This is a genomic window from Sphingopyxis sp. (genome assembly GCF_016793825.1).
Classification (GTDB): Bacteria; Pseudomonadota; Alphaproteobacteria; order Sphingomonadales; family Sphingomonadaceae; genus Sphingopyxis.
In genome coordinates this window covers 44,233-65,931 of the sequence record NZ_JAEULM010000033.1, presented here as the reverse complement: position 1 = coordinate 65,931, position 21,699 = coordinate 44,233, and the positions used below count along the sequence as shown (strand labels likewise).

20 protein-coding genes are annotated in these 21,699 nt (G+C 64.3%); 8 read left to right on the top strand and 12 right to left on the bottom strand.

Translation table 11 applies throughout. The annotated features are described in order from the left end of the window. Positions 1-83: 83 nt before the first annotated feature. Positions 84-593, bottom strand: a complete 510-nt coding sequence (locus JNM03_RS10125; RefSeq protein ID WP_294036332.1) for a hypothetical protein — start codon at positions 591-593, stop codon at positions 84-86. A gap of 164 nt (positions 594-757) precedes the next feature. Between JNM03_RS10125 and dnaN the strand changes: the two genes are divergently transcribed. Together dnaN and JNM03_RS10115 are read left to right on the top strand one after the other, a co-directional pair. Then, complete coding sequence (dnaN, locus tag JNM03_RS10120) at positions 758-1,873, top strand: DNA polymerase III subunit beta (RefSeq protein ID WP_294036331.1); 1,116 nt, start codon at positions 758-760, stop codon at positions 1,871-1,873. A 69-nt stretch (positions 1,874-1,942) separates the two neighbouring features. Next, on the top strand, positions 1,943-2,332 hold the full coding sequence (locus tag JNM03_RS10115) for a hypothetical protein (RefSeq protein WP_294036330.1): 390 nt from the start codon (positions 1,943-1,945) through the stop codon (positions 2,330-2,332). 6 nt (positions 2,333-2,338) lie between these two features. On the opposite strand, the gene JNM03_RS10110 is transcribed toward JNM03_RS10115, so the two are convergent. Continuing rightward, the gene (locus JNM03_RS10110) at positions 2,339-3,679 is read right to left on the bottom strand and encodes a sorbosone dehydrogenase family protein (protein WP_294036329.1); all 1,341 of its coding nucleotides are present in this window, start codon (positions 3,677-3,679) and stop codon (positions 2,339-2,341) included. Between the two features lie 171 nt (positions 3,680-3,850). On the opposite strand from JNM03_RS10110, the gene JNM03_RS10105 reads away from it, so the two are divergent. Further along, entirely contained in the window at positions 3,851-4,066 is a 216-nt protein-coding gene (locus JNM03_RS10105) for a hypothetical protein (RefSeq protein WP_294036328.1), read from the top strand. Positions 4,067-4,069: 3 nt separating this feature from the next. On the opposite strand, the gene argC is transcribed toward JNM03_RS10105, so the two are convergent. The 3 genes from argC to JNM03_RS10090 all read right to left on the bottom strand — a co-directional run bounded on the left by argC (position 4,070) and on the right by JNM03_RS10090 (position 7,426). Continuing rightward, positions 4,070-4,990 (bottom strand): N-acetyl-gamma-glutamyl-phosphate reductase, encoded by a 921-nt coding sequence (gene argC / locus JNM03_RS10100; RefSeq protein WP_294036327.1) that lies wholly within the window; start codon positions 4,988-4,990, stop codon positions 4,070-4,072. Positions 4,991-4,993: 3 nt separating this feature from the next. Then, positions 4,994-5,938: a C40 family peptidase gene (locus JNM03_RS10095; protein ID WP_294036326.1), complete on the bottom strand. Its 945-nt coding sequence runs from the start codon at positions 5,936-5,938 to the stop codon at positions 4,994-4,996. A gap of 75 nt (positions 5,939-6,013) precedes the next feature. Then, entirely contained in the window at positions 6,014-7,426 is a 1,413-nt protein-coding gene (locus JNM03_RS10090) for a M17 family metallopeptidase (RefSeq protein ID WP_294036325.1), read from the bottom strand. Positions 7,427-7,495: 69 nt separating this feature from the next. On the opposite strand from JNM03_RS10090, the gene JNM03_RS10085 reads away from it, so the two are divergent. After that, a complete protein-coding gene (locus JNM03_RS10085; protein ID WP_294036324.1) occupies positions 7,496-8,314 on the top strand; it encodes a DUF4163 domain-containing protein in 819 nt (272 codons plus the stop codon). 29 nt (positions 8,315-8,343) lie between these two features. Here JNM03_RS10085 and JNM03_RS10080 read toward each other — a convergent pair whose 3' ends face one another. Next, positions 8,344-9,861: an NAD(P)/FAD-dependent oxidoreductase gene (locus JNM03_RS10080; RefSeq protein WP_294036323.1), complete on the bottom strand. Its 1,518-nt coding sequence runs from the start codon at positions 9,859-9,861 to the stop codon at positions 8,344-8,346. Between the two features lie 190 nt (positions 9,862-10,051). On the opposite strand from JNM03_RS10080, the gene JNM03_RS10075 reads away from it, so the two are divergent. Together JNM03_RS10075 and JNM03_RS10070 are read left to right on the top strand one after the other, a co-directional pair. After that, a complete protein-coding gene (locus JNM03_RS10075) occupies positions 10,052-11,176 on the top strand; it encodes a DUF47 family protein (RefSeq protein ID WP_294036322.1) in 1,125 nt (374 codons plus the stop codon). A gap of 104 nt (positions 11,177-11,280) precedes the next feature. Beyond that, positions 11,281-12,294: an inorganic phosphate transporter gene (locus tag JNM03_RS10070; RefSeq protein ID WP_294036321.1), complete on the top strand. Its 1,014-nt coding sequence runs from the start codon at positions 11,281-11,283 to the stop codon at positions 12,292-12,294. Here the strand turns inward: JNM03_RS10070 and JNM03_RS10065 are convergent, their stop codons facing one another. The 3 genes from JNM03_RS10065 to JNM03_RS10055 all read right to left on the bottom strand — a co-directional run bounded on the left by JNM03_RS10065 (position 12,295) and on the right by JNM03_RS10055 (position 16,045). Next, on the bottom strand, positions 12,295-13,776 hold the full coding sequence (locus JNM03_RS10065) for a DUF4403 family protein (RefSeq protein ID WP_294036320.1): 1,482 nt from the start codon (positions 13,774-13,776) through the stop codon (positions 12,295-12,297). A 159-nt stretch (positions 13,777-13,935) separates the two neighbouring features. Then, on the bottom strand, positions 13,936-15,306 hold the full coding sequence (rimO, locus tag JNM03_RS10060; RefSeq protein WP_294036319.1) for a 30S ribosomal protein S12 methylthiotransferase RimO: 1,371 nt from the start codon (positions 15,304-15,306) through the stop codon (positions 13,936-13,938). A gap of 19 nt (positions 15,307-15,325) precedes the next feature. Next, positions 15,326-16,045 (bottom strand): alpha/beta hydrolase, encoded by a 720-nt coding sequence (locus JNM03_RS10055; RefSeq protein ID WP_294036318.1) that lies wholly within the window; start codon positions 16,043-16,045, stop codon positions 15,326-15,328. Positions 16,046-16,121: 76 nt separating this feature from the next. On the opposite strand from JNM03_RS10055, the gene JNM03_RS10050 reads away from it, so the two are divergent. Continuing rightward, positions 16,122-16,448: a DUF423 domain-containing protein gene (locus JNM03_RS10050; RefSeq protein WP_294036317.1), complete on the top strand. Its 327-nt coding sequence runs from the start codon at positions 16,122-16,124 to the stop codon at positions 16,446-16,448. Here JNM03_RS10050 and JNM03_RS10045 read toward each other — a convergent pair. The 3 genes from JNM03_RS10045 to serS form a co-directional block, all read right to left on the bottom strand. Further along, positions 16,405-17,502, bottom strand: a complete 1,098-nt coding sequence (locus tag JNM03_RS10045) for a TrkA family potassium uptake protein (protein WP_294036316.1) — start codon at positions 17,500-17,502, stop codon at positions 16,405-16,407. The two genes, JNM03_RS10050 and JNM03_RS10045, sit on opposite strands and share 44 nt — an antisense overlap. Before the next feature lie 129 nt (positions 17,503-17,631). Continuing rightward, a complete protein-coding gene (gene surE / locus JNM03_RS10040; RefSeq protein ID WP_294036315.1) occupies positions 17,632-18,399 on the bottom strand; it encodes a 5'/3'-nucleotidase SurE in 768 nt (255 codons plus the stop codon). A 114-nt stretch (positions 18,400-18,513) separates the two neighbouring features. Next, complete coding sequence (gene serS, locus JNM03_RS10035) at positions 18,514-19,788, bottom strand: serine--tRNA ligase (RefSeq protein WP_294036314.1); 1,275 nt, start codon at positions 19,786-19,788, stop codon at positions 18,514-18,516. Between the two features lie 207 nt (positions 19,789-19,995). Between serS and JNM03_RS10030 the strand changes: the two genes are divergently transcribed. Beyond that, positions 19,996-21,015 (top strand): hypothetical protein, encoded by a 1,020-nt coding sequence (locus JNM03_RS10030; RefSeq protein WP_294036313.1) that lies wholly within the window; start codon positions 19,996-19,998, stop codon positions 21,013-21,015. The last annotated feature ends 684 nt before the right edge of the window (positions 21,016-21,699 follow it).

The window sequence follows — 21,699 nt, the reverse complement described above, 5'->3', positions numbered from 1 at the left end:
GGAAGGCCGAAGCCGTCAAGCCCCGCGCCTGGGCGGCGATTCAGCGTCAAGATACCCAGATCCCCGTCATTTACCCGATGATCTTACCGGATCGAAGCGCATCCGAGCGCCGCCGCGTCGATCGCCGTCGCGGCGCCGCGCAAGCGATAGGTGTCGGCGACACTACGGCCCGTTTCGGTACTGGTCTCGACGCTCATGCTCGGTGCGGATCGCATCGCGGCGATGATCGCCGCGTCCATCCGCGCGTCGCTTGCCCAGCCGTGGATGCCGTTACCGGTCAGGATGAAACGGCGGCTGCCGATCGTCAGCCGCAGTTCGCGGCCCGGCGCGCGGGCTTTCGACAACCGAACGTAGAATTGCCCACGAATCCGCGATTTCGGCCAATAGCCGACACTCGCATAGGGTTTGACTTGCGGCGTGCCGATCGTCGCGGAAGGAGCGCCAATGGCGTAGCAGCGGGGTGGCGCGGAGCCTTGGGCAGACTCGCGAAAGGCGCCCCAGCCGTCGAAAACGCCGAGAGCGGCGCGCGGCGCGGCAAGGACTGTCGCGGGCACTGCCGCTGCGATCAGGAAGAATATGGCTGTAGCCCGCATCGGCCCTCGTTTGCGCGAATGTGGATGCTTTGCAAGCATGGCTTGCACGGCGCGGTGCGGACGTTAAGGAAGGTGGACATTTTCGGGGACGGGATTCGGGGCGAACGGCCCGCTCCGCTGGACTCTCAGGGACTTTTCCCGCGCTACAGGGATGATGTGACACAATGAAAGCGACGATCGAACGTGCGGTGCTGCTCAAGAGCCTCGGCCACGTCCAGTCCGTGGTCGAACGGCGCAATACCATCCCCATTTTGTCGAACGTCCTGATCGAAGCCGATAGCAGCGGCCAGCTCAAGCTGATGGCGACCGATCTCGACCTGCAGGTCGTGGAAACCGTCGCGGCGAAGGTGGAGACGTCAGGCACCACCACCGTGTCGGCGCACACCCTGTTCGAAATCGCGCGCAAGCTGCCCGAAGGGGCGGAAGTCAGCCTGGCCGCCGCGGAAGGCAAGATGCAGGTGAAGGCCGGCCGGTCGAACTTCAATCTTCCGACCTTGCCGCGCGACGACTTTCCGGTCATCGCCGAAGGCGACCTTCCGACCAGTTTCGAACTGCCTGTCGCCGAACTCATCCAGATTATCGACAAGACGCGCTTCGCGATCTCGACCGAGGAAACGCGCTATTATCTGAACGGTATCTTCCTTCATGTCGCCGAGGATGCGACCGGGCCGGTGCTGAAGGCCGCGGCGACCGACGGCCATCGCCTGGCGCGCTACACCGTGACGCGCCCCGAGGGGGCGAACAGCATGCCGGACGTGATTGTGCCCCGCAAATGCGTGGCCGAAATCCGCAAACTGCTCGACGAGGCCGAGGGAAATGTCGAGATCAGCCTGTCGGCAAGCAAGGTCCGGTTCCAGCTTGGTAACGCCGTCCTGACGTCGAAGCTGATCGACGGCACTTTCCCCGACTACAGCCGCGTCATTCCGACCGCGAACGACAAGTTGCTGAAGGTCGATCCCAAGAGCCTGTTTCAGGGCGTCGATCGCGTGTCGACGATCGCGAGCGAAAAGACGCGCGCCGTCAAGGTGGGGCTCGACAAGGACCGCATCACCCTGTCCGTCACCAGCCCGGAGAATGGCACCGCAGCCGAAGAACTGGCGGCTGGTTATGACAGCGAAGCGATGGAGATCGGCTTCAATGCCCGCTACCTCAGCGACATTTTGGGCCAGGTCGATGGCGATACGGTCGAACTGCATCTTGCCGATGCCAATGCGCCGACCCTGATTCGCGAGAGCGAGAAGAGCCCGGCACTGTACGTTCTCATGCCGATGCGTGTCTGACGAGGCCTGCGCAAAGGGGGCGCCACTGGACGCGACCGACGTTTGACCTGACCTGTGGGGGGAATAGGGATGCAAAGAATGATTTGGAGCGCCGTGGCGGCGCTCGGGCTTGCGAGCGCAGCGAGCGCGCAGACGGTTACCGAACAGGACCGTGCCGATGCGCGCTGCTTCCTGTCGGCGCTGTCGTTCAAGGCGACGAAGCCGAATGGCGAGCCGGTCACCGCGTCGCAGGCGGCGGTTCTCGACATGATGAGCGCGTTCTACATCGGCCGGCTGCGGAGCCGCCAGCCGGCTTCGACGCCGACGGCCGCGATCATCACGTCCGATATGGTGCGCGACGTCGATACGCGGCTGTCGAAGGTGTTCGGCCCCTGCCTCGAAGGCTGGAAACAATATGGCGTCGATCTTGGTGAAACCGCCAAAATCTACAAGATCGTCGAAGCCGAACTGACCGACTGACGCGGATCAGCCGGCTTTCGATACCCGCCAGATCACGCCGCCGGTGTCGTCGGCAATCAACGCGCTACCATCCTTCGCGACCTTGACGTCCGCAGGGCGACCGCGCGTCGTCTTGCCGTCCTTGGCGAGGAACTGGTCGAGGAACGTGACGGGCAGGGCATCGATCGGGCGACCATTGGCACCGAATTTGACGAACACCACGTCATAGCCGGCGACCGGTTCCCGGTTCCACGACCCGTGCAGCGCGATGAGCGCGCCGTTCGCCCAACGCTCGCCAAGATCAAGCTTGTCGGTAAAGGTGAAACCCAGCGGTGCGACGTGTGCACCGAGCCCATAGTCGGGGCGCTTAACATATTGGCGGCGGTCCTCGTCCTCCGGCGGTACGCGCGGGTCGATGAATCCGCCCCAATAATACCAGGGCCAGCCATAGAAATCGCCTTCATCGACGTTGGTCAGATAGTCGGGAACCAGGTCGCTCCCGAGCATGTCGCGTTCGTTGACGACGGTCCACAACTGGTCACTGCCGGGATAGAAGGCGAGGCCGACGGGATTGCGGATGCCGGCGGCGAAGGTGCGGATATATTTGTTCTCGGGACGCACTTCGAGGACGCTGGCGCGCCGGGTCTCGTTGCCCATGCCTTTTTCGCCGATGTTCGAATCGGCGCCGACGCCCACATAAAGCCATCCGTTGGGCGCTGCCGCGAGGCTCTTCGTCCAGTGGCGGTTGGTGCCCTTTGCGGGCAGGTCGACCAGCTTGGTGGCCTTGCCGCTCATCCTCGTCTCGCTCTCCACATAAGGGAAAGCAAGGATCGCATCGGTGTTCGCGACATAAAGCGTCTTGCCGACCAGCGCCATGCCATAGGGCGAGTTGAGGCCAGTGATATAGGCGGTCTTGACCTCGGCCTTGCCGTCGCCGTCAGCATCGCGAAGCAACGTTATCCGGTTGGCCGACTTGCCCCCGGCACCTGCCTTGCTCATCAGGCTGCCCATCACCTTGCCCTCGATGCCTGATGTGTCGCGCGGCGGGCTCTGGGCCTCGGCAACAAGGATGTCGCCGTTCGGCAGGACGAGCATCGAGCGCGGATGATCCAGTCCTTCTGCGAAGCGGCTGACGCCCAGCCCCGCGGCCGCACGCGGCGCCTGCCCTGCGGGCCAGCTCGTCGCCTCGGGGACGTTCATCGTCGGGATGCTCTCTGATTTCTGCGACGCCATCACCGGCACGCGGCCGCTGAGTTCGGCAGTCGAGAAGCGCGCCACGTCGGGGCGCGACAATACATAAAGAGCGATCCCGCCCACGACGATCAGAACGAGGAGGGCGATGCCGGTATATTTCAGGATTTTGCGCATGGGAGCAGTCTTACACGGCGATGCGACGGCTGCAAATGGACGATTCGCCCCGTCCATGGTTAACGCGCGAACGCCGACGATTAACCTTACCCGCTTGTTCATTACGGTTGGGAACGGGGCGGTGATGCGCTGTCTTTAGAGCGGCTTTCGACGCAACGGGCCGGGGACATCATGCAACTGCCAGCACCTTATCTTGCCGACCGTGGCGCGGTCGACGATGCGCATGCGATGATCCGAGAGCATGGCGAAGAAGCGGGGTTCGCCGCGGCGGCTCGTGCGGAGCAATATCGGGTGCTGGGAAACCACGTTCATTTCGCGCGCTGGCGTCAGATCGAGCGGCTGATTACCTATCTGTCGATCGACGTCGCCCTCGACACCGTCCACTAATCGTCAGAGCCGGAGCCCCGTCGTTTCGGCGAGGCCAGCCATCAGGTTGAGGTTCTGTACGCAGGCGCCGCTTGCTCCCTTGCCCAGATTGTCCAGCCGCGCGACGAGGCGAAGCTGGGTGCCGTCGGGGCTTGCATAAAGCATCAGCTCGATCCGGTCGGTCGCGTCGTCGCTTTTGCGGAGCAGCAATTCGCTTTCGTCGCCGGCGCGCCGAACGCTGATCAGCGACGATTCCCGAAAATGCTCCGCAAGCGCGTCATGGACCGCGTCGGACATGGACGTGTCAAAGCTCAGGGGCACTTCGACCAGCATGCCGCGATAGACCGGAACGACCGCGGGGGCAAAAAGCGGCGCATGGTCCAGCCCGGCTCCCCGCTGCATCTCCGGGACGTGCTTGTGCGCGAGGTTCAGACCATAGCTGCGAAAACCGACGTCATCGTCCGCCTCAAAGCGCGCGATCAGCTCCTTGCCGCCACCGGAATATCCCGACACCGCGTTGACGCTGAGCCGCGCGTCGCGACCCACCAGGCCGGCGGCGACCAGCGGTGCGACGAGAGCGAGAAAGCCCGTGGGGTAGCAACCCGGATTGCTGACACGCTTGGACGTCGCGATGGCCCCCCGCTGCGCAGCGCTGAGCTCGGGAAAGCCATAGGCCCAGCCGGGCGCGACGCGGTGCGCGGTCGATGCGTCGATGATCCGCACCGCCGGGTTGTTCACCATCGCCACCGCCTCGATCGCCGCGGCATCGGGTAGGCAGAGAATGACGAAATCGGCCCCATTCAGGGCTTCGCTCCGCCGCGCGGCGTCCTTGCGCTCGGCATCGGGCAGGGCGATCAGCGAAAACTCGCTCCGTCCCGCAAGCCGTTCGGCGATTTCCAGGCCCGTCGTACCCGCCGCGCCGTCGATAAAGACCGTTTGCGCCATGATTTATCGCAGCCGCTTGTAGCCGCTGATCGGAACATCATGTCCCTTCGCCATCGAGCGCTTCGCAATGTCGGCGAGCGGTTCGACGCGCACTTCCATCCACTGGCGGCTGGCGTGGACGATCCTGTCGTGATCGGTCATGATCCCGACGTGGCCGGGGAAAAAGACGAGATCGCCGCGCGCCAACTCGGTGGGAGCGACATCCTTGTCGTTTCCCAGGCTCGCGAGCTGGAGGTCGCTGTCGCGCGGAAGGTGAACCCCGGCGGAAGCCCAGGCAAGCTGGACGAGACCCGAACAATCGATGCCCTTCGCGGTCCGACCGCCCCACAGATACGGCGTGCCGACCATGTGTTCGGCCATCGCGGTGGGGTCGTCATGCTCCGTCCCGACCTCGACCAGAGCGGCAAGCGGTAGATAGCCGTGCGCCGTCTTGAGCCATTCGCCCTCAGGTTCACCCATCACCAGCGCGCCGAGCGGGAGGACTGCCGGCCCGCCGCTCGCCGCGTCGGGTGCCGAATGAAGCATCGCCTCGATCATTTCGACACGGTGTGTGGGCGCGATCGGTGCACCCAGTGCGTCGGCCGCGAGATAGCCGACATAATGGTCGGCAAGGCTGTAACCCCACGCCCAGCCGCCGGTCAGGTCGAGCAGGGCAAACCCTTCGCCGAAAAGCAGTTCGCTCGTCTGTTCGGCATCCAGCGATGGCGCCGCGCGGATGACGGCGGCAGGAAGAACGCCGCTCATCATCATCGGCGCGGCATAGTGGGGGGCGAAATGCGTCCCCGCGACGGCGATATCGGCCAGGTCCGGACGGATCGCCACGACGCGCGGATCGAAGGCCTGCGACGTGCCGGTTAGGCCGAAGCGGTCGCGGCCCTGTCCGGCAACGCCGGGGCGTCCCATCCGTACGCGGTTGGCCGCTGAATCTTCGCCGCTGTTCGCTGTCACTTGCCGTCCTGTAATATGCCTTTTTCCGCGCCTCGCGGACAATCGCGGCGCATTAGACCAGCGCCCCCCGCTTTATCAAGGACGTTCACCCTTCTTGCGGCGGTCATATCGCATCTGCAGCATAGCCCATGCGGCGCGCAGGCCCAGCGCCGCGCCGCCTTTCGGCCGTCCGTGCTTTGCCGACGGGCGCCAAGCGAAAGTGTCGAAATGCGCCCAGGCCGTACCGTCGGGGACGAAGCGCTTCAGAAACAGCGCAGCGGTAATCGATCCTGCGAAGGAGGAGGTTCCCGCGTTGCCGAGGTCGGCTATGTCGGTTTCGAGCAACTCGGCATAGCCATCCCACAACGGCATTCGCCACAGCGGGTCGTCGCGGTCGATGCCGCCTGCCAGCAGGTCGGACGCCAGATCGTCGTCGTTGGAATAAAGAGCGGGGAGATCGGGGCCCAGCGCGACGCGCGCTGCGCCCGTCAACGTCGCGAAATCGACGATGAGTTCGGGCTCGGCCTCGCTCGCCTTGGTGAGCGCGTCGCCCAGGACGAGGCGCCCTTCGGCATCCGTGTTGCCAATTTCGACGGTCAGACCCTTTCGGCTCTTCAGCACGTCGCCGGGCCGGAAGGCATCGCCGGAGATCGCATTTTCGGCCGACGCGACGAGGCAGTGAAGGCGCACAGGCATCCCGCTTGCCATGATCAGTTCGGCAAGCGCGAGGACATGGGCGGCGCCGCCCATATCCTTTTTCATCAATCGCATGCCCGACGCCGGCTTGATGTCGAGGCCGCCGCTGTCAAAGCTGATCCCTTTGCCGACCAGCGCGACGCGGGGGTGACCGTCCTTGCCCCATTCGATCTCGATCAGCCGAGGGGCATGATGTTTGGCCGCGGCGCGTCCGACCGCGTGGATCATCGGATAGCCCTGTTCAAGCGCTTCGCCCTTCGTAACCGTCAGCTTGCCGCCATGCGCCTTGGCGATCCGTTCCGCCACCTTTTCGATCGCCGCCGGTCCCATGTCGGCGGCCGGCGTGTTGACGAGATCGCGAACCAGCGCGACCGCGCGCATTTCGGCAACGGTCGGCCCTATTGCGCCGACGTCGCTCGTAAGCAGCACGCGCCCGCCCTTGACCGGCGGATTGGATTTATAGGTGTCGAAACGATATTGCGCACTCAGCCAGCCGAACAACGCCTTACCGGGTTGCTGTCCCTCGAGGCGATAGCGCCCCTCGGGAAGGATCTGCGCAAGCTTGGCTAGGCACCAGGCCGACAGGCTGTTCACGTCGGCCACCGTGGTGACGATCGCCCAGCGTTCGGGATCGTCTCCGGGCAGTATTGCGTGGACAAAGGCGTCGGGCTTGAAACCGACTGCTGCAAGATGCGCGCGTTCGCGCGCGCTGCGGCCTTTCAGCCACCCGTCATAGCTCTTCTTGTCAACGAGATGGATGGTGCGAGCGTCCTGCCCCTTGTCGGGTTGGACGAGGTCGGAATAGTCGGTCATGCCGAGGTGCTAGGCGTGTCGGGATATTTTGTCGATTCCCCGCGTTATTCAGGCATGACGTACCGAACCATGGCTGCAATTCTTCCCGCGACGCTGCTCGCCGCGGGCTGCACCGACAATCGACCGACGAAGGCCGAGAAGGCCGCCGCCTCCGCGGTTCCGGGCGCTCCGCCCGGTGGCGTGGCGGACGTTCTGGCAAAGGGCGCGCCGGCGTCGGATGTCAGGGAACGGAACGATCTGATCGATTTCGCCTATGCTTATCCAAAGGATGCGGCGCGAATACCCGAACTGGCGCGCTTTCTGGACACCGATCGACAGGTGAAGCGCGAAGCGCTCATCGCGGCGGCCGGGCGTGACAAGGCCGCCTCGGAAAAGGAGGGCTTTCCCTATCGCGCCCACAGCCATTTGCAGACGTGGCTGCGCGTCACGAATACGCCGCGCTTCCTCAGCCTCTCGGCGGAGATCGAAACCTATATGGGCGGCGCGCATGGAATGGAGGGCTTCGACACGTTGCTGTGGGATCGCGGCAAGCGCCGCATGTTGAAGCCGCTTGACCTTTTTACCAGCCCTGAGACGTTCGATGTTGCAATAGCGGACGATTTCTGCGCGCGTATCAGGCAGGCGAAAGCGGCGAAGGGGATCATGTCGTCCGGCGCGGCCGATGCGTCTGCGGGAGGCGCCTTTGCCGCGTGTCCGGCGGCTTCGGCGCAGACGGTGTGGCTCGGTTCGTCGGATGGTCGGCACATTGACAGGATGACGATCGCGATCGCGCCCTATGAGATCGGCCCCTATGCCGAGGGAAGTTACAAGATCAATGTGCCGATGACGGCAAAGCTGGTGGACGCGGTCAAACCCGAATTCGCGCGGGACGTCCTTCCCATAAATTGAATGGGGAAGGCATCCCGGACGAGGGTCTGTTATTCCGCCGCTTCGAGTTCCGCGGCCGGCGCGGTCTTTGCGGTCGCTCCGGCGTTGGAGAAGGTCAGCACGCCGTCGGCGATCGCGCCCGTCTTCATATCGACGCGATCCTGAATATAGTTCTGGTTGAGCCGCCAGGGGAGCCGGTCGGCGTTTTTCGGCATGATGTGCAGTGACCGCTGGATATAACCCGACGAGAAGTCGAAGATATTCTCTTCGGTCAGGCTTGTCGGATCGGCAAGGACGGGGTTCGCGATTTCGGTGCCCGTCTGCTTCATGTGGTTCAGCACACGGCAGACATATTCGGCAACGATGTCGGCACGCAGCGTCCAGCTCGCGTTCAAATAGCCGAACACGGCCGAGAAGTTCGGCACGTTCGAGAACATGCACGCCTTGTAATAGAAATGCTGGCTCCAATCGATCGTCTCGCCATCGACCCGCACCGGAATCTTGCCGGCCACCGCAAGCTTCAGGCCGGTCGCCGTGACGATGATATCGGCGTCGAGATGCTTGCCCGATTTGAGCTGGATGCCGCTCGCGTCGAAGCGTTCGATATGGTCGGTGACGACCGAAGCCTTGTCGGCCTTCATCGCCTCGAAGAAATCCGCGTCGGGAACCAGGCAGAGCCGCTGTTCCCACGGATTGTACGGCGGCGTGAAGGCTTCGGCATCGTAGCGGTCGCCGAGATTCTTCTTGATCTGCTTTGTCAGGAATTCCCGCACCTTGTGCGGCTTGTCGCGCGCCTTCTTGAAGACGATGTCCTGCATCTTCACATTCTTGAAGCGCGTGATCCGATAGGCGAGTTCTTCGGGCAGGACCTTGCGCATGAAATTGGCGAGGCCGTCCTTGGCGGGCCGGATCGCATACCAGGTCGGGGTGCGTTGCAGCATCGTGACGTGCGCGGCCTTGTCGGCCATCGAGGGGACGATCGTGACGGCGGTGGCGCCCGATCCGATCACGACGACCTTCTTGCCCGAATAATCCAGATCCTTCGGCCAGAATTGGGGATGGATGATCTGTCCCTGGAAATCCTCTCGCCCGGCGAACTGAGCGTCGAACGGCTCGTCATAATCATAATAGCCAGAGCCGAGATAAAGCCAGCGCGCGGTCGTGGTCGACGTGGCGCCGGCGTCATCCTCCATCGTCACGGTCCAGCGCGCCGCGGCGCTGTCCCAATCGGCGCCGACCACCTTGCTGTTGAAACGGATCTTGTCGCGAATCCCGCGCTCATCGACGATGCGGTTCAGATATTCGAGGATCGACGGGCCGTCGGCGATCGATCTTTCATGCTTCCAGGGTTCGAACACGAACCCCAACGTGTGCATGTCGCTGTCCGATCGAATACCCGGATAGCGGAACAGGTCCCAGGTGCCGCCGAGGTCGGCGCGGCGCTCCGCAAGTCCAAAGCTGCGGTCGGGGCTATAGAGTTGCAGATGCACCGCCATGCCGATGCCCGAAATGCCTGCACCCACGATCAGGACGTCCTGATCCACCGGGCTTGCCGTGCCTGCCATCATTTCGTCTCCCGTCAGTCTTTGGGAGCAGCTTACGCACCGCGTTGCATTTTGCAATCGAATTGACGTTTACGGAAAGTGCCGCTGCGGCTATGGGCGTTTGTCGCTGTCACATTCTTGTCATGACGGCGTCACCAATTTGCAATTTCAGACTGCGCGGCGGCGCGGTACCGGGACGATCAGACCAGATTTAATGCGGCAAATCGCAGTTCTTCCTTATCGATTCGGGGGCGCCGAAAAGGACGGCCCGACCGAGATCCTGCTCGTCACCTCGCGTGGCACGGGCCGCTGGGTGATTCCGAAAGGCAACCCGCTCAGCGGGCTGGATCGCCATGCGTCGGCAGCGGTCGAGGCGGAGGAGGAAGCGGGCGTCGTCGGTGCGGTCTGCCCGACGTCGATCGGGCGCTATCAATACCGCAAGCGTCGCGCCAATGGCGCCGCGATCATGTACGATGTCGAGGTGTTTCCGCTGGCGGTGACGCGCGAACTCGACGAGTGGAAGGAAATGGACGAGCGCGAACGGCGCTGGTTCACGCTCGACCAGGCGGCGGCGTCGGTCGATGAAGCCGATCTTCAGGCGATGATCCGGTCGTTCGGCGATCGCGGCTTTCGGGCCGCGGCGCGCCAGTCGGGCGTCGTCTTCAGTGTTGCGGAAAAGACAGGGGTCAATCGCATGTTTGCCTGGTTCCAGCGCCTGCTTCCCAAGCAGGGCAATTTCTTCGAGCTTTTCGAAGCGCATGCTGCGACGCTCACGGCCGGGTCGGAAGCGCTCGCGCGAATGCTGCAAGGCGGCGACGGCGTCGCCGACCATATTCAGGAGATTATCGAGCGCGAGCACGATGCCGACGCGATCACGCGCGAAGTGCTTCAGACGGTGCGGCGCACCTTCCTGACGCCATTCGACCGCAGCGCGATCACCGATCTCATCGCATCGATGGACGATGCGATCGACGAGATGCAGAAGACGGCGGGCGCCGTCGATCTGTACGATGTCACCCAGTTCGAGCCGGAAATGCGCGATATTGCGGGCATCATTGTCGATGCGGCGCGTCTGACCGCCGAAGCCCTGCCTCTGCTCCGCAACATCTCGGCCAACGGGCCGCGCCTGCACGAACTGACCGAGCGGCTCGTCCGCATGGAAGGCCATGCCGACGATATCCACGCTGCGGGCCTCAAGCGCCTGTTCAAGGAGCATGGCGAGGCCAATCCGACGCGCTTTCTGATCGCGCGCGAACTCTTCCGGCATCTTGAGCGCGTCACCGACAGTTTCGAGGATGTCGCGAACGAAATCGACGGTCTCGTCATCGACCACGCATGATCGAGCGATACCGCATGTCCCGCAAGACAATCCGTTCGCGCCCGGCGATGTCGCAAGGCCTGCCGGGCCGATGTGAGGCCGACAAGGCCGGAGCGATCTAGGCCATGCACGAACTTGCCTTTCCTCTGCTCGTCGGTCTGATCGTGCTCGCTTTGGCGTTCGATTTTCTGAACGGTCTGCACGACGCAGCGAACAGCATTGCGACCGTCGTCGCGACGCGGTTGCTACGGCCGGTGCAGGCGGTGCTGTTCGCCGCCTTCTTCAATTTCGCGGCCTATTTCCTGTCGCTCGCGTTTCCGGCGTTGCACAAGGTTGCCGAAACCATCGGCAAGGGGTTGATCGACAAGGATCTCGTAACCCCGTCAGTGGTGTTCGGTGCGCTCGTCGGCGCGATGTTCTGGAATGTCGTAACCTGGCTCAAGGGGATTCCCTCTTCGTCGAGCCATGCGCTGGTCGGCGGGATCGTCGGCGCGGGCGTCGCGCACGCCGGGTTCGAGGGCATCCAGTGGGCGGGGCTCAACAAGACCGTGATCGCGATCTTCCTGTCGCCGATGCTGGGGATGCTGCTCGCGATGCTGGTGATGTTGCTGAGCAGTTGGGCGCTGCGCCGCGCGACCGCGAAGTTCGCGGAGAGCAGCTTTCGCTATCTGCATCTTTTCTCTTCCGCCGCCTATTCGCTCAGTCACGGGCTCAACGATGCGCAGAAGACGATGGGCGTGATCACCGTGCTCCTCTATTCCACCGGCTATCTGACCGGCGAATTTCATGTTCCGCACTGGGTGGCGATCTCCTGCTATATTGCGATCGGTCTCGGTACCTTGTCAGGGGGATGGAAGATCATCGAAACGATGGGCGGGCGCATCACCAAATTGTCGCACCATCAAGGGTTCGCGGCGTCGACCGGCGGGTCGCTGGTCGTGTTTACGGCAAGTCTGCTCGGTATTCCCGTATCGACGACGCACACAATTACGGGTGCGATCATCGGCGCCGGCGTTGCGCGGCGCGCCAGTGCAGTGCGCTGGGGCGTTGCGGGGAACGTGGTGGCCGCCTGGTTCATTACCATCCCCGCCAGCGCAGTCGTCGCGGCCGCCTTCTATGCGTTGACCCGTCTTTTCTGATCAGCGCTTCGGCCGATAATCCACGCTGGCGCCGCCCGTCAGGCGGACGGGCAGGTAAAGCCCGTTGCCATAGGCCTTGATCTCGCCGGTTTCGAACCCGTCGATGTGCGTACGGATGATGAACGCGCCTTCGCGCCGCTGATCGACCGCGCGTTTGATCTTGCCTTCCAGTTCGGACAGGTCGTTGGCGAAATTCTGGGTCAAAGCCGCAGCAATCAACGCCGAGAACCCTTCGCTGCGGCCGAGCACAATGAGGAGGTCGCCGCCGACGCCGTCGGTATCGCCGTTGATGTCGAGTTGCGTGAACCGGACCTCGGTCGACCCGGGTGTGTTCACCGGAACGGCCGTCATCCATATGCGTCCGCGGGTGGGCTCTCCAGCGCGGGACTGCAAACGGGCTTCGACGTCGGCGCCGATCGCGATCCGGCCGCCGGGTGCGCCATAGACGGTCGATTTGCCGAAACTCACCATCATCGGGCCAATCTTCGGCAGCACGAAGGGCCGCTTCGCTCGCTTGGCGAGGGCACGGTCGATGACGGGTTGAAGCTGTTCGTAATCCGCGACCACCGGGACGCGAATGTCGAGATGCGGATGTGGCATTTCGCGGACCAGCTTCGGCAGCGGCACCGACTCAGGATTTTCCGGCCGCTCGGAAACGAAGGTTTCGGTGACGCCCTCAATGCCGAGATTGAGGCTCAGCCGGTTGCCGCTCAGCCGATATCCGCCGTACAGGATGCGCTGCGGCGTCACGCGCATCCAGACCGGCGGATTCTGTCGATTGAGTTCGAGTGAGGTGAAGCTCTGGCGCCAGATTTCCGCCGCCTGCGCGCGGATGTTGATCTTGCCGATTTCTCGGTTCACCTCGCGCTCGACGTCGCGGACGACGGGCGCCAGCTTCGCGTCGGCCTGATCGGTGAAGGTGATCCGCTTGCCGAGGAAGTCGATTCCGGGTGCCTTGGTCCAGCCATAGCTGATCCTAGCCTTGCCCTGCATGCGCCAATCGGGCGCCAGATCGATGCGGACGCGAGCATGCGCTAACGCCGCGCCTGTTGCCGTCTCACCCTTCAACACCCCACCGATATCTCGCGCCGCGACCGTGGCGTGGAGCGGCATGTCGACGATGATTTCATTGCCTTCGCCGCGCAGGCGGAGCGCGCCGCGCGTGACCTGACCGACGATCGTGCAGGGGATGGCGGGCGTAACTTTCACCCGCTTGCCGAAGAGCTTGACCCGCTGCGGCGCGACGCATGCCTTTTCGCGCTGGTTGATGGTCCACAGCGTTTTCGGCAACGCGCGTTCAAGCTGTGCTTTCAGCGGCGCGATATCGGCATCGATTGGCACGGCAATGAGCGAACGCTGGCTGGGCATGGGTGCGGCGTCGGTCGCGCGTGGCGGCGCCTTCGCGCCGCCTTTCGCCGGATCGCAGGCGGACAACAGCGCCGTCAGCAAAAGTGCGGCAGCCAATTCCCTGATTACACGCATGATTCCGCCCCTGATACACCCGGCCGGTATCGAAGCCTAGAAACTTCGTGGAGCGGGCGAAAGCGAAATCAAGCGGTGCGGCGAAGCGTGCCGCCCTGCAATTGTGAAGATGCTCTTCCGCTGCGGAAAGAGCCGTCGGCATCTCAACCCGAGATCGCGTCAGCCCCCAACCACACCGAACAGGTCGTGTTCATCGGCATCCTCGATCTCGACATCGACGATGTCACCGGGCCTCAGTGTCGCCGCGACATCGCGGAGGTAGACGTGGCCGTCGATCTCCGGCGCATCGGCCTGCGATCGTCCGGTGGCGCCTATGCTACCGTCTTCGTCGGCCTCGCCGACTTCGTCGATGATCACCGGCAGAATGCGGCCGATCTTAGCTTCGAGCTTCGCGGCGCTGATCGCGGCAGTTTTTGCCATGATGCGCTGATAGCGTTCTTCCTTGATCTCTTCGGGCACCGGATCGTCGAGCGCGTTCGCCTGAGCACCTGCGACAGGTTCAAAGCGGAAGGCCCCGACGCGATCAAGCTGCGCTTCGTCGAGCCAGTCGAGAAGATATTGGAAGTCCGCTTCGGTCTCTCCGGGAAAGCCGACGACGAAGCTGGACCGAATCGAAATGTCGGGGGCGATCGCGCGCCATGCCTTCAGCCGCTCAAGCACCTTCGCTTCATTAGCGGGACGCTTCATCCGCTTGAGAACGCTCGGGCTCGCGTGCTGGAACGGGATATCGAGATAGGGGGTGAGAAGACCTTCGGCCATCAGCGGAATCACCGCATCGACGTGCGGATAGGGGTAGACATAGTGGAGGCGCGTCCACGGTGCGCGCCCTTCGGTGGTGCGAAGCCGGCCGAGCTCGCGCGCGAGGTCGGTCATATGGGCGCGGACTTCTCGGCCGTGCCATTCGCGCGGCTGATGCCGGATATCGACGCCGTACGCCGAGGTGTCCTGGCTGATCACCAGCAGCTCTTTCGTGCCTGCAGCGACAAGCTTCTCGGCCTCGCGCAGCACCGCGTCGATACGGCGGCTAACGAGTTTGCCGCGCAGGTCGGGGATGATGCAGAAGGAACAGCTATGGTTGCAGCCTTCGGAAATTTTCAGATAGCTATAATGACGCGGGGTCAGCTTCAGCCCGCCCTCCGGCACGAGGTCGATAAATGGGCCCTGCGTCGGCGGTGCGGCGTCGTGGACGGCATCGACCACCTGCTCATACTGATGCGCGCCGGTGACCGCGAGGACCTTGGGAAATCGGGCGCGGATGACGTCGGCCTCATTGCCCATGCAGCCGGTGACGATGACACGGCCATTCTCGGCCATTGCCTCGCCGATCGCCTCCAGGCTTTCTTCCTTCGCCGAGTCGAGAAAGCCGCACGTATTCACGAGGACGACGTCGGCGCCGGCATAGTCGGGCGACAGGCCATAGCCGTCGGCGCGCAGCTTGGTCAGAATCCGTTCGCTGTCGACAAGCGCCTTGGGGCAGCCGAGCGAAACCATGCCGACTTTCGGCTGGGCGGGGAGCGTTTTGACTGTCATGATTGGCGGCGCCCCTAGTCTATTTCGGGGGCTTTGTCACGCCCGCCAGTGTGTCCGCGATGATCCGCCACACGCGCGGATGGATGCCGAGGCCCAGGTGCGTTGCGTCGACCTTCAGATTGCGAGCCTGTGGATTGTAGATGTCGATCGCGATGTCGGGCCCGACGATGCCGTCGCGATCGGAATAGATCACCGTCAGCGGCTGGCTCAGGCCTTTGAGGTTGCGCGCGTGAATCTCGCGCTCGATCGCATCGAAATCGCGGCCGGCGAAGCGTCGGGCGAGCGCGGTATATTTGGGGCCGCCGATTATGGGGGTGCCCAGGGTGATTATTTCGCGAACGAGCTGTTGATAGGTCCGGGCCGTTTCGCGGGCGATGACGCCGCCCAGGCTCCAGCCGATGAGGGTGAGCGGTGCGCCGTCGGCCTGGACCCATTCGGTGGCCTGCGTGGCGAAGCGTTCGACATCCCTGGCGACGCGCCCTTCGTTGCGGCCCATGCCCCAGTCGCGGACATGATAGCCGAGATGGCGGAGCCAGGCTTCGAGCGGGCGCATCGACAATTCGCTGGCGCCATAGCCGGGAAGCAGTACGACCGGCCGGCCGTCGCCGCGCGGCGCGCCGATCAGATGGTGGCCGCCGAGGCCGTAGCGCAGCATTTCCAGCGGCAGCGCCAGCTCGCCAAGCTGCGCAAGTCGGCTCGGCGGTTTCAGGCCCGTCGGCAGCGGAACGTCGCGGGGCATCGCCTTATCCCTCCTGTCCGCCTATAGCTTGGCGCATCGGGCTTGTTTTGCAAGCCGATAGGCAAAGGGGACGGGCGTGATCGGAGCATTTGCGGCAGTGTCGGCGGCGATTGCGGTAGCGGCGGGGGCCTTCGGCGCCCATGGTGCGTCGGGACCGCAGGAGGCCGAATGGCTGCGGACCGGCGGCCTGTACCAGCTGATCCATGCCGTCGCGGCGCTGGCGATCATGGGCAGCGCGCGCGGACCCGCGATCATGCTGCTTGTCGGATCGATACTGTTCGCGGCCACGCTTTACGCAATGGCACTGGGTGCGCCGCGCTGGCTGGGTGCGGTCACGCCGATCGGCGGAACGCTGCTGATCATCGGGTGGTTTTGGACGGCCTGGCTTTACTGGCGAGGCTGACCTCCGCCTCGCTTTCCTCGCACCCAATGACTTCGACGACCTTGTCGCCCGCTTCGAGCCGCTGTGCCGCGGGTTCCCAGAAGCCATAGGGCTTGCCGTCGCGATAGACGCGCAGGCCGCGTCCGCCGCTGGCCAGCTGGTCGAGGCCGCGTCCGATTTCCTCGGCGCTGACCGGGCGTTCGCGAAGCTGCACCCGGCCGCCGACGGCCGCGAGGTCGGCCATATAGTCCGCGACATGTTCGCCCTGCGCCGATCCGGCGAGGAGCAGGCCGGTAAAACTGACGGGGTTGATGACGTTGCTTGCGCCCGCCTGCCGTGCGAGCAGTTCATTGTCCTGGGTCCGGATGACGACGCTGATCGGCACGTCGGGGGCGAGGTGGCGGACGGTCAGGACGATCAGGATCGAGGTGTCGTCGCGCCCGGCCGAGACCAGCACCGCCTGAGCCTCGGCGATCCGGACGTCGAGCAAGGTTTCGTCGCTCGATGCGTCGCCTTCCAGCACGTTGCAGCCCATCGCTTCCGCGGCGGCCACGCGGTTGCGGGTGGGGTCGATCACGACGATGCACGCCGGATCGGTCCCGCGCGCGATCAGTTCCTTGACCGCTTCGCTGCCGCTGATGCCAAAGCCGAGCACGACGATATGATCGGTGAGTTTTGCCTGGATGCGGGCCATACGCCATTTGTCCCATGTGCGTTTGATGACGAAACTATACGCGGTGCCGACGAAGATGAAGAGCACGGCGATGCGGATCGGCGTGACGATCACCGCCTCGATGAGCCGCGAGCGGTCGGAGACCGGGGCGATGTCGCCAAAGCCGGTCGTCGTCACCGAGATCATCGTGAAATAGACGACGTCGAGGAAACTGATCTGACCGTCGTGGCTGTCGTGCAGCCCGGCGCGGTCGATCCAGTGGACGAGCACCACGATCGCGATCAGGAGGAAGGCGACGCCAAGTCGCGTGACGAGATCGGCCCAGATCGGCCATTTCGCCGCGCGGCGCAGCGTGTGGAGGCCCTGTTGCAGCTTCAGCTTCGGATTGGACCGCCGGCTCATCACCGCCCTTTTGCCAAAGGGGAGGGGAGATGGCCAGCCCCTCCTCCGTCATCCCGGCGAAGGACGGGCTATCATCGGTGCGTCAGGACGAAGGGTCGAGATCCCGGCCGTCGCCGGGATGATGGGCGGTCATTCCGCCGCATAGGCTCCGCGTAGCGCGGCCAGCGAGGCATCGTGCGTCAGGTCGAGCTGGAGCGGGGTGACCGAGATATATTTGTCGTCGATCGCCTCGAGGTCGCTGTCGTGGCCGAGCGAATGTTCGATGCCGTGGAGGCCGAACCAGTAATAGCGATACCCGCGCGGGTCGGTGCCCTCGACGATCGAACCCCGGCCATAGTCGTGAAAGCCCTGCCGCGTGACGCGGATGCCCTGAACCGCGGCCGCCGGGATCGCGGGGAAGTTGACGTTGATCAGCGTGCGCGGCGGCATGTCCCGGCCCAGAAGCGGGCGCAGCACCCTGGCGCCCCAGGCTTCGGCCGCTTCGAACGGCACGCTGTCGCCCATGCCTTCGCGGGCATAGACCTGGCTGAGCGCGATCGAGCGGATACCCGCGAGTGCGCCTTCGATCGCCGCCGACACAGTGCCCGAATAGGTGATGTCGTCGCCAAGGTTCGCGCCGCGATTGACGCCCGAGAGGATGAGGTCGGGCTTTTCGGGCATCAACTTGCCGATTGCCATCATCACCGAATCGGTCGGCGTGCCGCTGCACGACCAGCGCCGTTCGCCATGCTGGCGCACGCGGACGGGGCGTGAGAGGGTTAGCGAATGCCCTGCGCCCGACTGCTCCTCGGCGGGCGCGCAGACCCAGATGTCGTCGCTGAGCTGGCGCGCGATCGTTTCGAGAACGGCCATGCCGGGGGCATGATAGCCGTCGTCGTTGGTGAGGAGGATCCGCATATCTTGTCCCAAACGGTCGCCGCTGCGCCGAACGCAGCGACGATATGATCTCCAGCAGGGAATATCGCGCGCGGTCGAAGGCTGGAGGTCGCTTCGCTACGCTCGCAATGACGATCAGGGAGTCAGTCTGGTGATACCGCCCATATAGGGCAGCAGCGCCGCCGGAATATCGACGCTGCCGTCTGCCTGCTGGTAATTTTCCAGGATCGCGACGAGCGTGCGGCCCACCGCAAGCCCCGAGCCATTCAGCGTGTGGACGAACTCGTTGCCCTTGGCATCTTCGCGGCGGAAGCGCGTGTTCATGCGGCGCGCCTGAAAGTCGCCGCAGTTGGAACAGCTCGATATCTCGCGATAGGAATTCTGTCCGGGAAGCCACACTTCCAGATCATAGGTGCGCCGTGCCGCAAAGCCCATGTCGCCGCTGCACAGCAGCATCTTGCGATAGGGAAGGTCGAGTGCTTCCAATATCTTCTCAGCTGCCCTTGTCTTGCGTTCGAGTTCGGCGTCGCTGTCCTCGGGTCGGACGATCGAGACGAGTTCGACCTTCCAGAACTGATGCTGGCGAATATAGCCGCGCGTATCGCGCCCCGCCGAGCCGGCCTCGGACCGGAAACAGGGGGTGAGGGCGGTCATGCGGATCGGCAGCGCGGCCTCTGGCAGGATTTCCTCGCGCACCGCGTTGGTGAGGCTCATTTCGGAGGTCGAGATCAGCCAGCGACCGTCAGTGGTCTGGAACAGATCCTCGCGGAACTTGGGTAGCTGGGTCGTGCCAAACGCCGCCTCGTCGCGGACCATCAGCGGCGTCGCGCATTCGACATAGCCGGGCTCACCCGTCTGCATGTCGAGCATGAACTGGCCGATCGCGCGTTCGAGCCGCGCCATCTGGCCCCTCAGGAAGGCGAAGCGTGCGCCCGACATCCTGGCCGCGGTTTCGAAGTCGAGGCCGAGCGCGGGCGCGAAATCGGCATGCTCCTGCGGCGCGAAGTCGAAGCTTCGCGGTGTACCCCAACGCGAAATTTCGACATTGCCGTCCTCGTCCTCGCCGTCGGGAACGTCTGCGGCGGGAAGGTTGGGCAGCGCGGCCAGCATGTCGTGCAGCGCGGCGAACTCCGTGCGTTCGGCCTCTTCTTTCGCGGGAAGCGTCGTCTTGAGGTCTGCGACCTCGGCCTTCAACGCCTCGGCGCGGTCCTTGTCCCCCTGCGCCATCGCCTGGCCGATCAGCTTCGACGCTTCGTTGCGGCGTGCGAGCGATGCCTGGATATCGGTCTGGAGCGCGCGCAGCGATGCGTCGGCGCCGAGGATCTGCGCGGACAGGGGATCGATACCGCGGCGCGCGAGGCCGGCGTCGAAAGCTTGCGGGTGTTCCCGGATCAGGCGGATGTCGTGCATGCGCCGCGCTATGACGGCGCGGCCGAGAAGGTGCAAGCCTGTCGTGTGCCCCTTCTTGCCTCGCGCGATGCCGAGGATTTGGCGGGCGCGGCCGTTTTGCGGACCACGCTGGCGAGATGTCGCCGATATCGTCAGCCTGGCAAAGGCGGTGCGCCCATGAAAAGAGGGCCGCCCCGAAGAGCGACCCTCAGTAAGGTGGTCCGGGTTTTGCCCCCCCCCCCCGCAACCGCCAGTGGATCGGGTTACGCCGCGTTGGCGTCGTCGTCGTTGCGGTTCGCGGCGCGGCGGCGCGCAACGAGCGCGGCAGCGGCGGCACCGAACAACAGCATCATCGGCGGCGCCGGCACGGGGGTCGGATCACCCGACGAACCACCATGGCTGCTGCTGCCGTTCGAGCTGGACGAAGACGACGAGCTGCTGCTCGACGACGAAGAAGAGGACGACGAGCTGCTGCTGCTCGACCCGCCGAAGCTGCTGCTGGTGCTGGTCGCGCCCGACGAGGTCGCGCCGCTGGAACTGCTGGTGCTCGACGAAGAGGAGGAGGAGGACGAAGACGAACTTGACGACGAGGACGAGCTGCCGGAACCGCCCGAGCTGCTGCTCGATCCACCGGAGCTGCTGCTCGAGCCGCCGGAGCTGCCTGAGCTTCCGCCCTTCGACGAGCTGCCCCAGCCCGAGCTGCCGTGCGAGCTTCCGCCCTTCGACGAACTGCCGCCGCCCGACGAGGATGAACTCGACGACGAGGAGGAAGAAGAGGACGAGGAACTCGACGACGAGCTGCTGCTCGACGAGGTACTGCTGATGCCGCCGGTCGAGGTCGATACATTGCCCGACGACGTGCTGACGTTGCCCGATGAGGTCGAGACGTTCCCCGACGAAGTCGACACATTGCCCGATGACGTGCTGACGCCGCCCGTCGACGTCGATACGCCGCCGGTGGAGGTCGAAACCCCACCCGTCGATGTCGATACGCCGCCGGTGGAGGTCGAGGTCGAAACGCCACCGGTTGACGTCGATACACCGCCCGAGGTCGAACTGGTCGTCGAGCTGAGGCCACCGGTGGTCGTCGATGTCACGACGACGCTGCCGCCACCGCCGCCCGAGCTGCCGCCGAAGAATCCACCGAAGAAGCCGCCGCCGAAACCGCCACCGAAGCCGCCGCCGATCACGGTCACACCGCCGCCGCCGCCGCCGCCTTCCCAGCCGCGCTGCGGAAAGGGTGCATAGGGGATCGGGGGCAGGGGAATGGTCTGGGTCACGACCTGGGTCTGCGGCGTTGCGGTGCGGATCACGCGCTTTGTCGTGACGACGCGGCGGATACGCTTCACCGGCTTCTTGGCCGCGTGCCGCTTGCGCACGACCTTTTTCGTCGTGCAGGGCGTGCAGGACTTTGCTTTCCGGACTTGTGCCGCAGCCGGAACGTCGGCGATCTGCATCGCGCCGCTACCGATCAGTGCGCCCCCGCAGGTGCAGGCACAAAGCTTGGCGAGGGCCATCCGGACAGACATATCGTTCTCTTTCTTTTTACCCGTTGCAGGTGGGACAAGGCGACCTGTTGCACCTCCGCTAATCCCTAAAGGCCAAAGCTTCGTGAATGCGTCCATCGCGTTAACTGCGTTTGTCTGTCCGTGATCGGGAAAAGACGGCCGGAATCAACAAAAAACGCCGTAACTGTCCCAAATCAGTACGAAAACCCTTTCAATTCGGTCCCATTGGTTAATTTGTCGCGTCAGCGGGGCGACCCGGCGAGGCCGTCGCGAGACCGAGAATCGCCGCCGCCGAAGGGCCGGTTCAGCTTCGCTTCACGGTCTTGCGACTAGCCGCCTTCTTCGGCGCTTGTGTCGGTCTTTGCGGCTGGCTATACGCCCGGCGCATTCCCCTGGTCGGTTCGTTCCGGGCGGCAGGGCGACA

Bases quoted from the DNA above. Each gene is read 5' to 3' on its own strand.
- JNM03_RS10075 (WP_294036322.1), top strand. From the start codon at position 10,052: ATGCGGCAAATCGCAGTTCTTCCTTATCGATTCGGGGGCGCCGAAAAG.
- dnaN (WP_294036331.1), top strand. From the start codon at position 758: ATGAAAGCGACGATCGAACGTGCGGTGCTGCTCAAGAGCCTCGGCCAC.
- JNM03_RS10045 (WP_294036316.1), bottom strand. From the start codon at position 17,502: ATGAGCCGGCGGTCCAATCCGAAGCTGAAGCTGCAACAGGGCCTCCAC.
- JNM03_RS10110 (WP_294036329.1), bottom strand. From the start codon at position 3,679: ATGCGCAAAATCCTGAAATATACCGGCATCGCCCTCCTCGTTCTGATC.
- JNM03_RS10055 (WP_294036318.1), bottom strand. From the start codon at position 16,045: ATGCCCCGCGACGTTCCGCTGCCGACGGGCCTGAAACCGCCGAGCCGA.
- rimO (WP_294036319.1), bottom strand. From the start codon at position 15,306: ATGACAGTCAAAACGCTCCCCGCCCAGCCGAAAGTCGGCATGGTTTCG.
- JNM03_RS10090 (WP_294036325.1), bottom strand. From the start codon at position 7,426: ATGACCGACTATTCCGACCTCGTCCAACCCGACAAGGGGCAGGACGCT.
- serS (WP_294036314.1), bottom strand. From the start codon at position 19,788: ATGCACGACATCCGCCTGATCCGGGAACACCCGCAAGCTTTCGACGCC.
- JNM03_RS10080 (WP_294036323.1), bottom strand. From the start codon at position 9,861: ATGATGGCAGGCACGGCAAGCCCGGTGGATCAGGACGTCCTGATCGTG.
- JNM03_RS10105 (WP_294036328.1), top strand. From the start codon at position 3,851: ATGCAACTGCCAGCACCTTATCTTGCCGACCGTGGCGCGGTCGACGAT.
- argC (WP_294036327.1), bottom strand. From the start codon at position 4,990: ATGGCGCAAACGGTCTTTATCGACGGCGCGGCGGGTACGACGGGCCTG.
- JNM03_RS10065 (WP_294036320.1), bottom strand. From the start codon at position 13,776: ATGCGTGTAATCAGGGAATTGGCTGCCGCACTTTTGCTGACGGCGCTG.
- surE (WP_294036315.1), bottom strand. From the start codon at position 18,399: ATGCGGATCCTCCTCACCAACGACGACGGCTATCATGCCCCCGGCATG.
- JNM03_RS10085 (WP_294036324.1), top strand. From the start codon at position 7,496: ATGGCTGCAATTCTTCCCGCGACGCTGCTCGCCGCGGGCTGCACCGAC.
- JNM03_RS10125 (WP_294036332.1), bottom strand. From the start codon at position 593: ATGCGGGCTACAGCCATATTCTTCCTGATCGCAGCGGCAGTGCCCGCG.
- JNM03_RS10070 (WP_294036321.1), top strand. From the start codon at position 11,281: ATGCACGAACTTGCCTTTCCTCTGCTCGTCGGTCTGATCGTGCTCGCT.
- JNM03_RS10115 (WP_294036330.1), top strand. From the start codon at position 1,943: ATGCAAAGAATGATTTGGAGCGCCGTGGCGGCGCTCGGGCTTGCGAGC.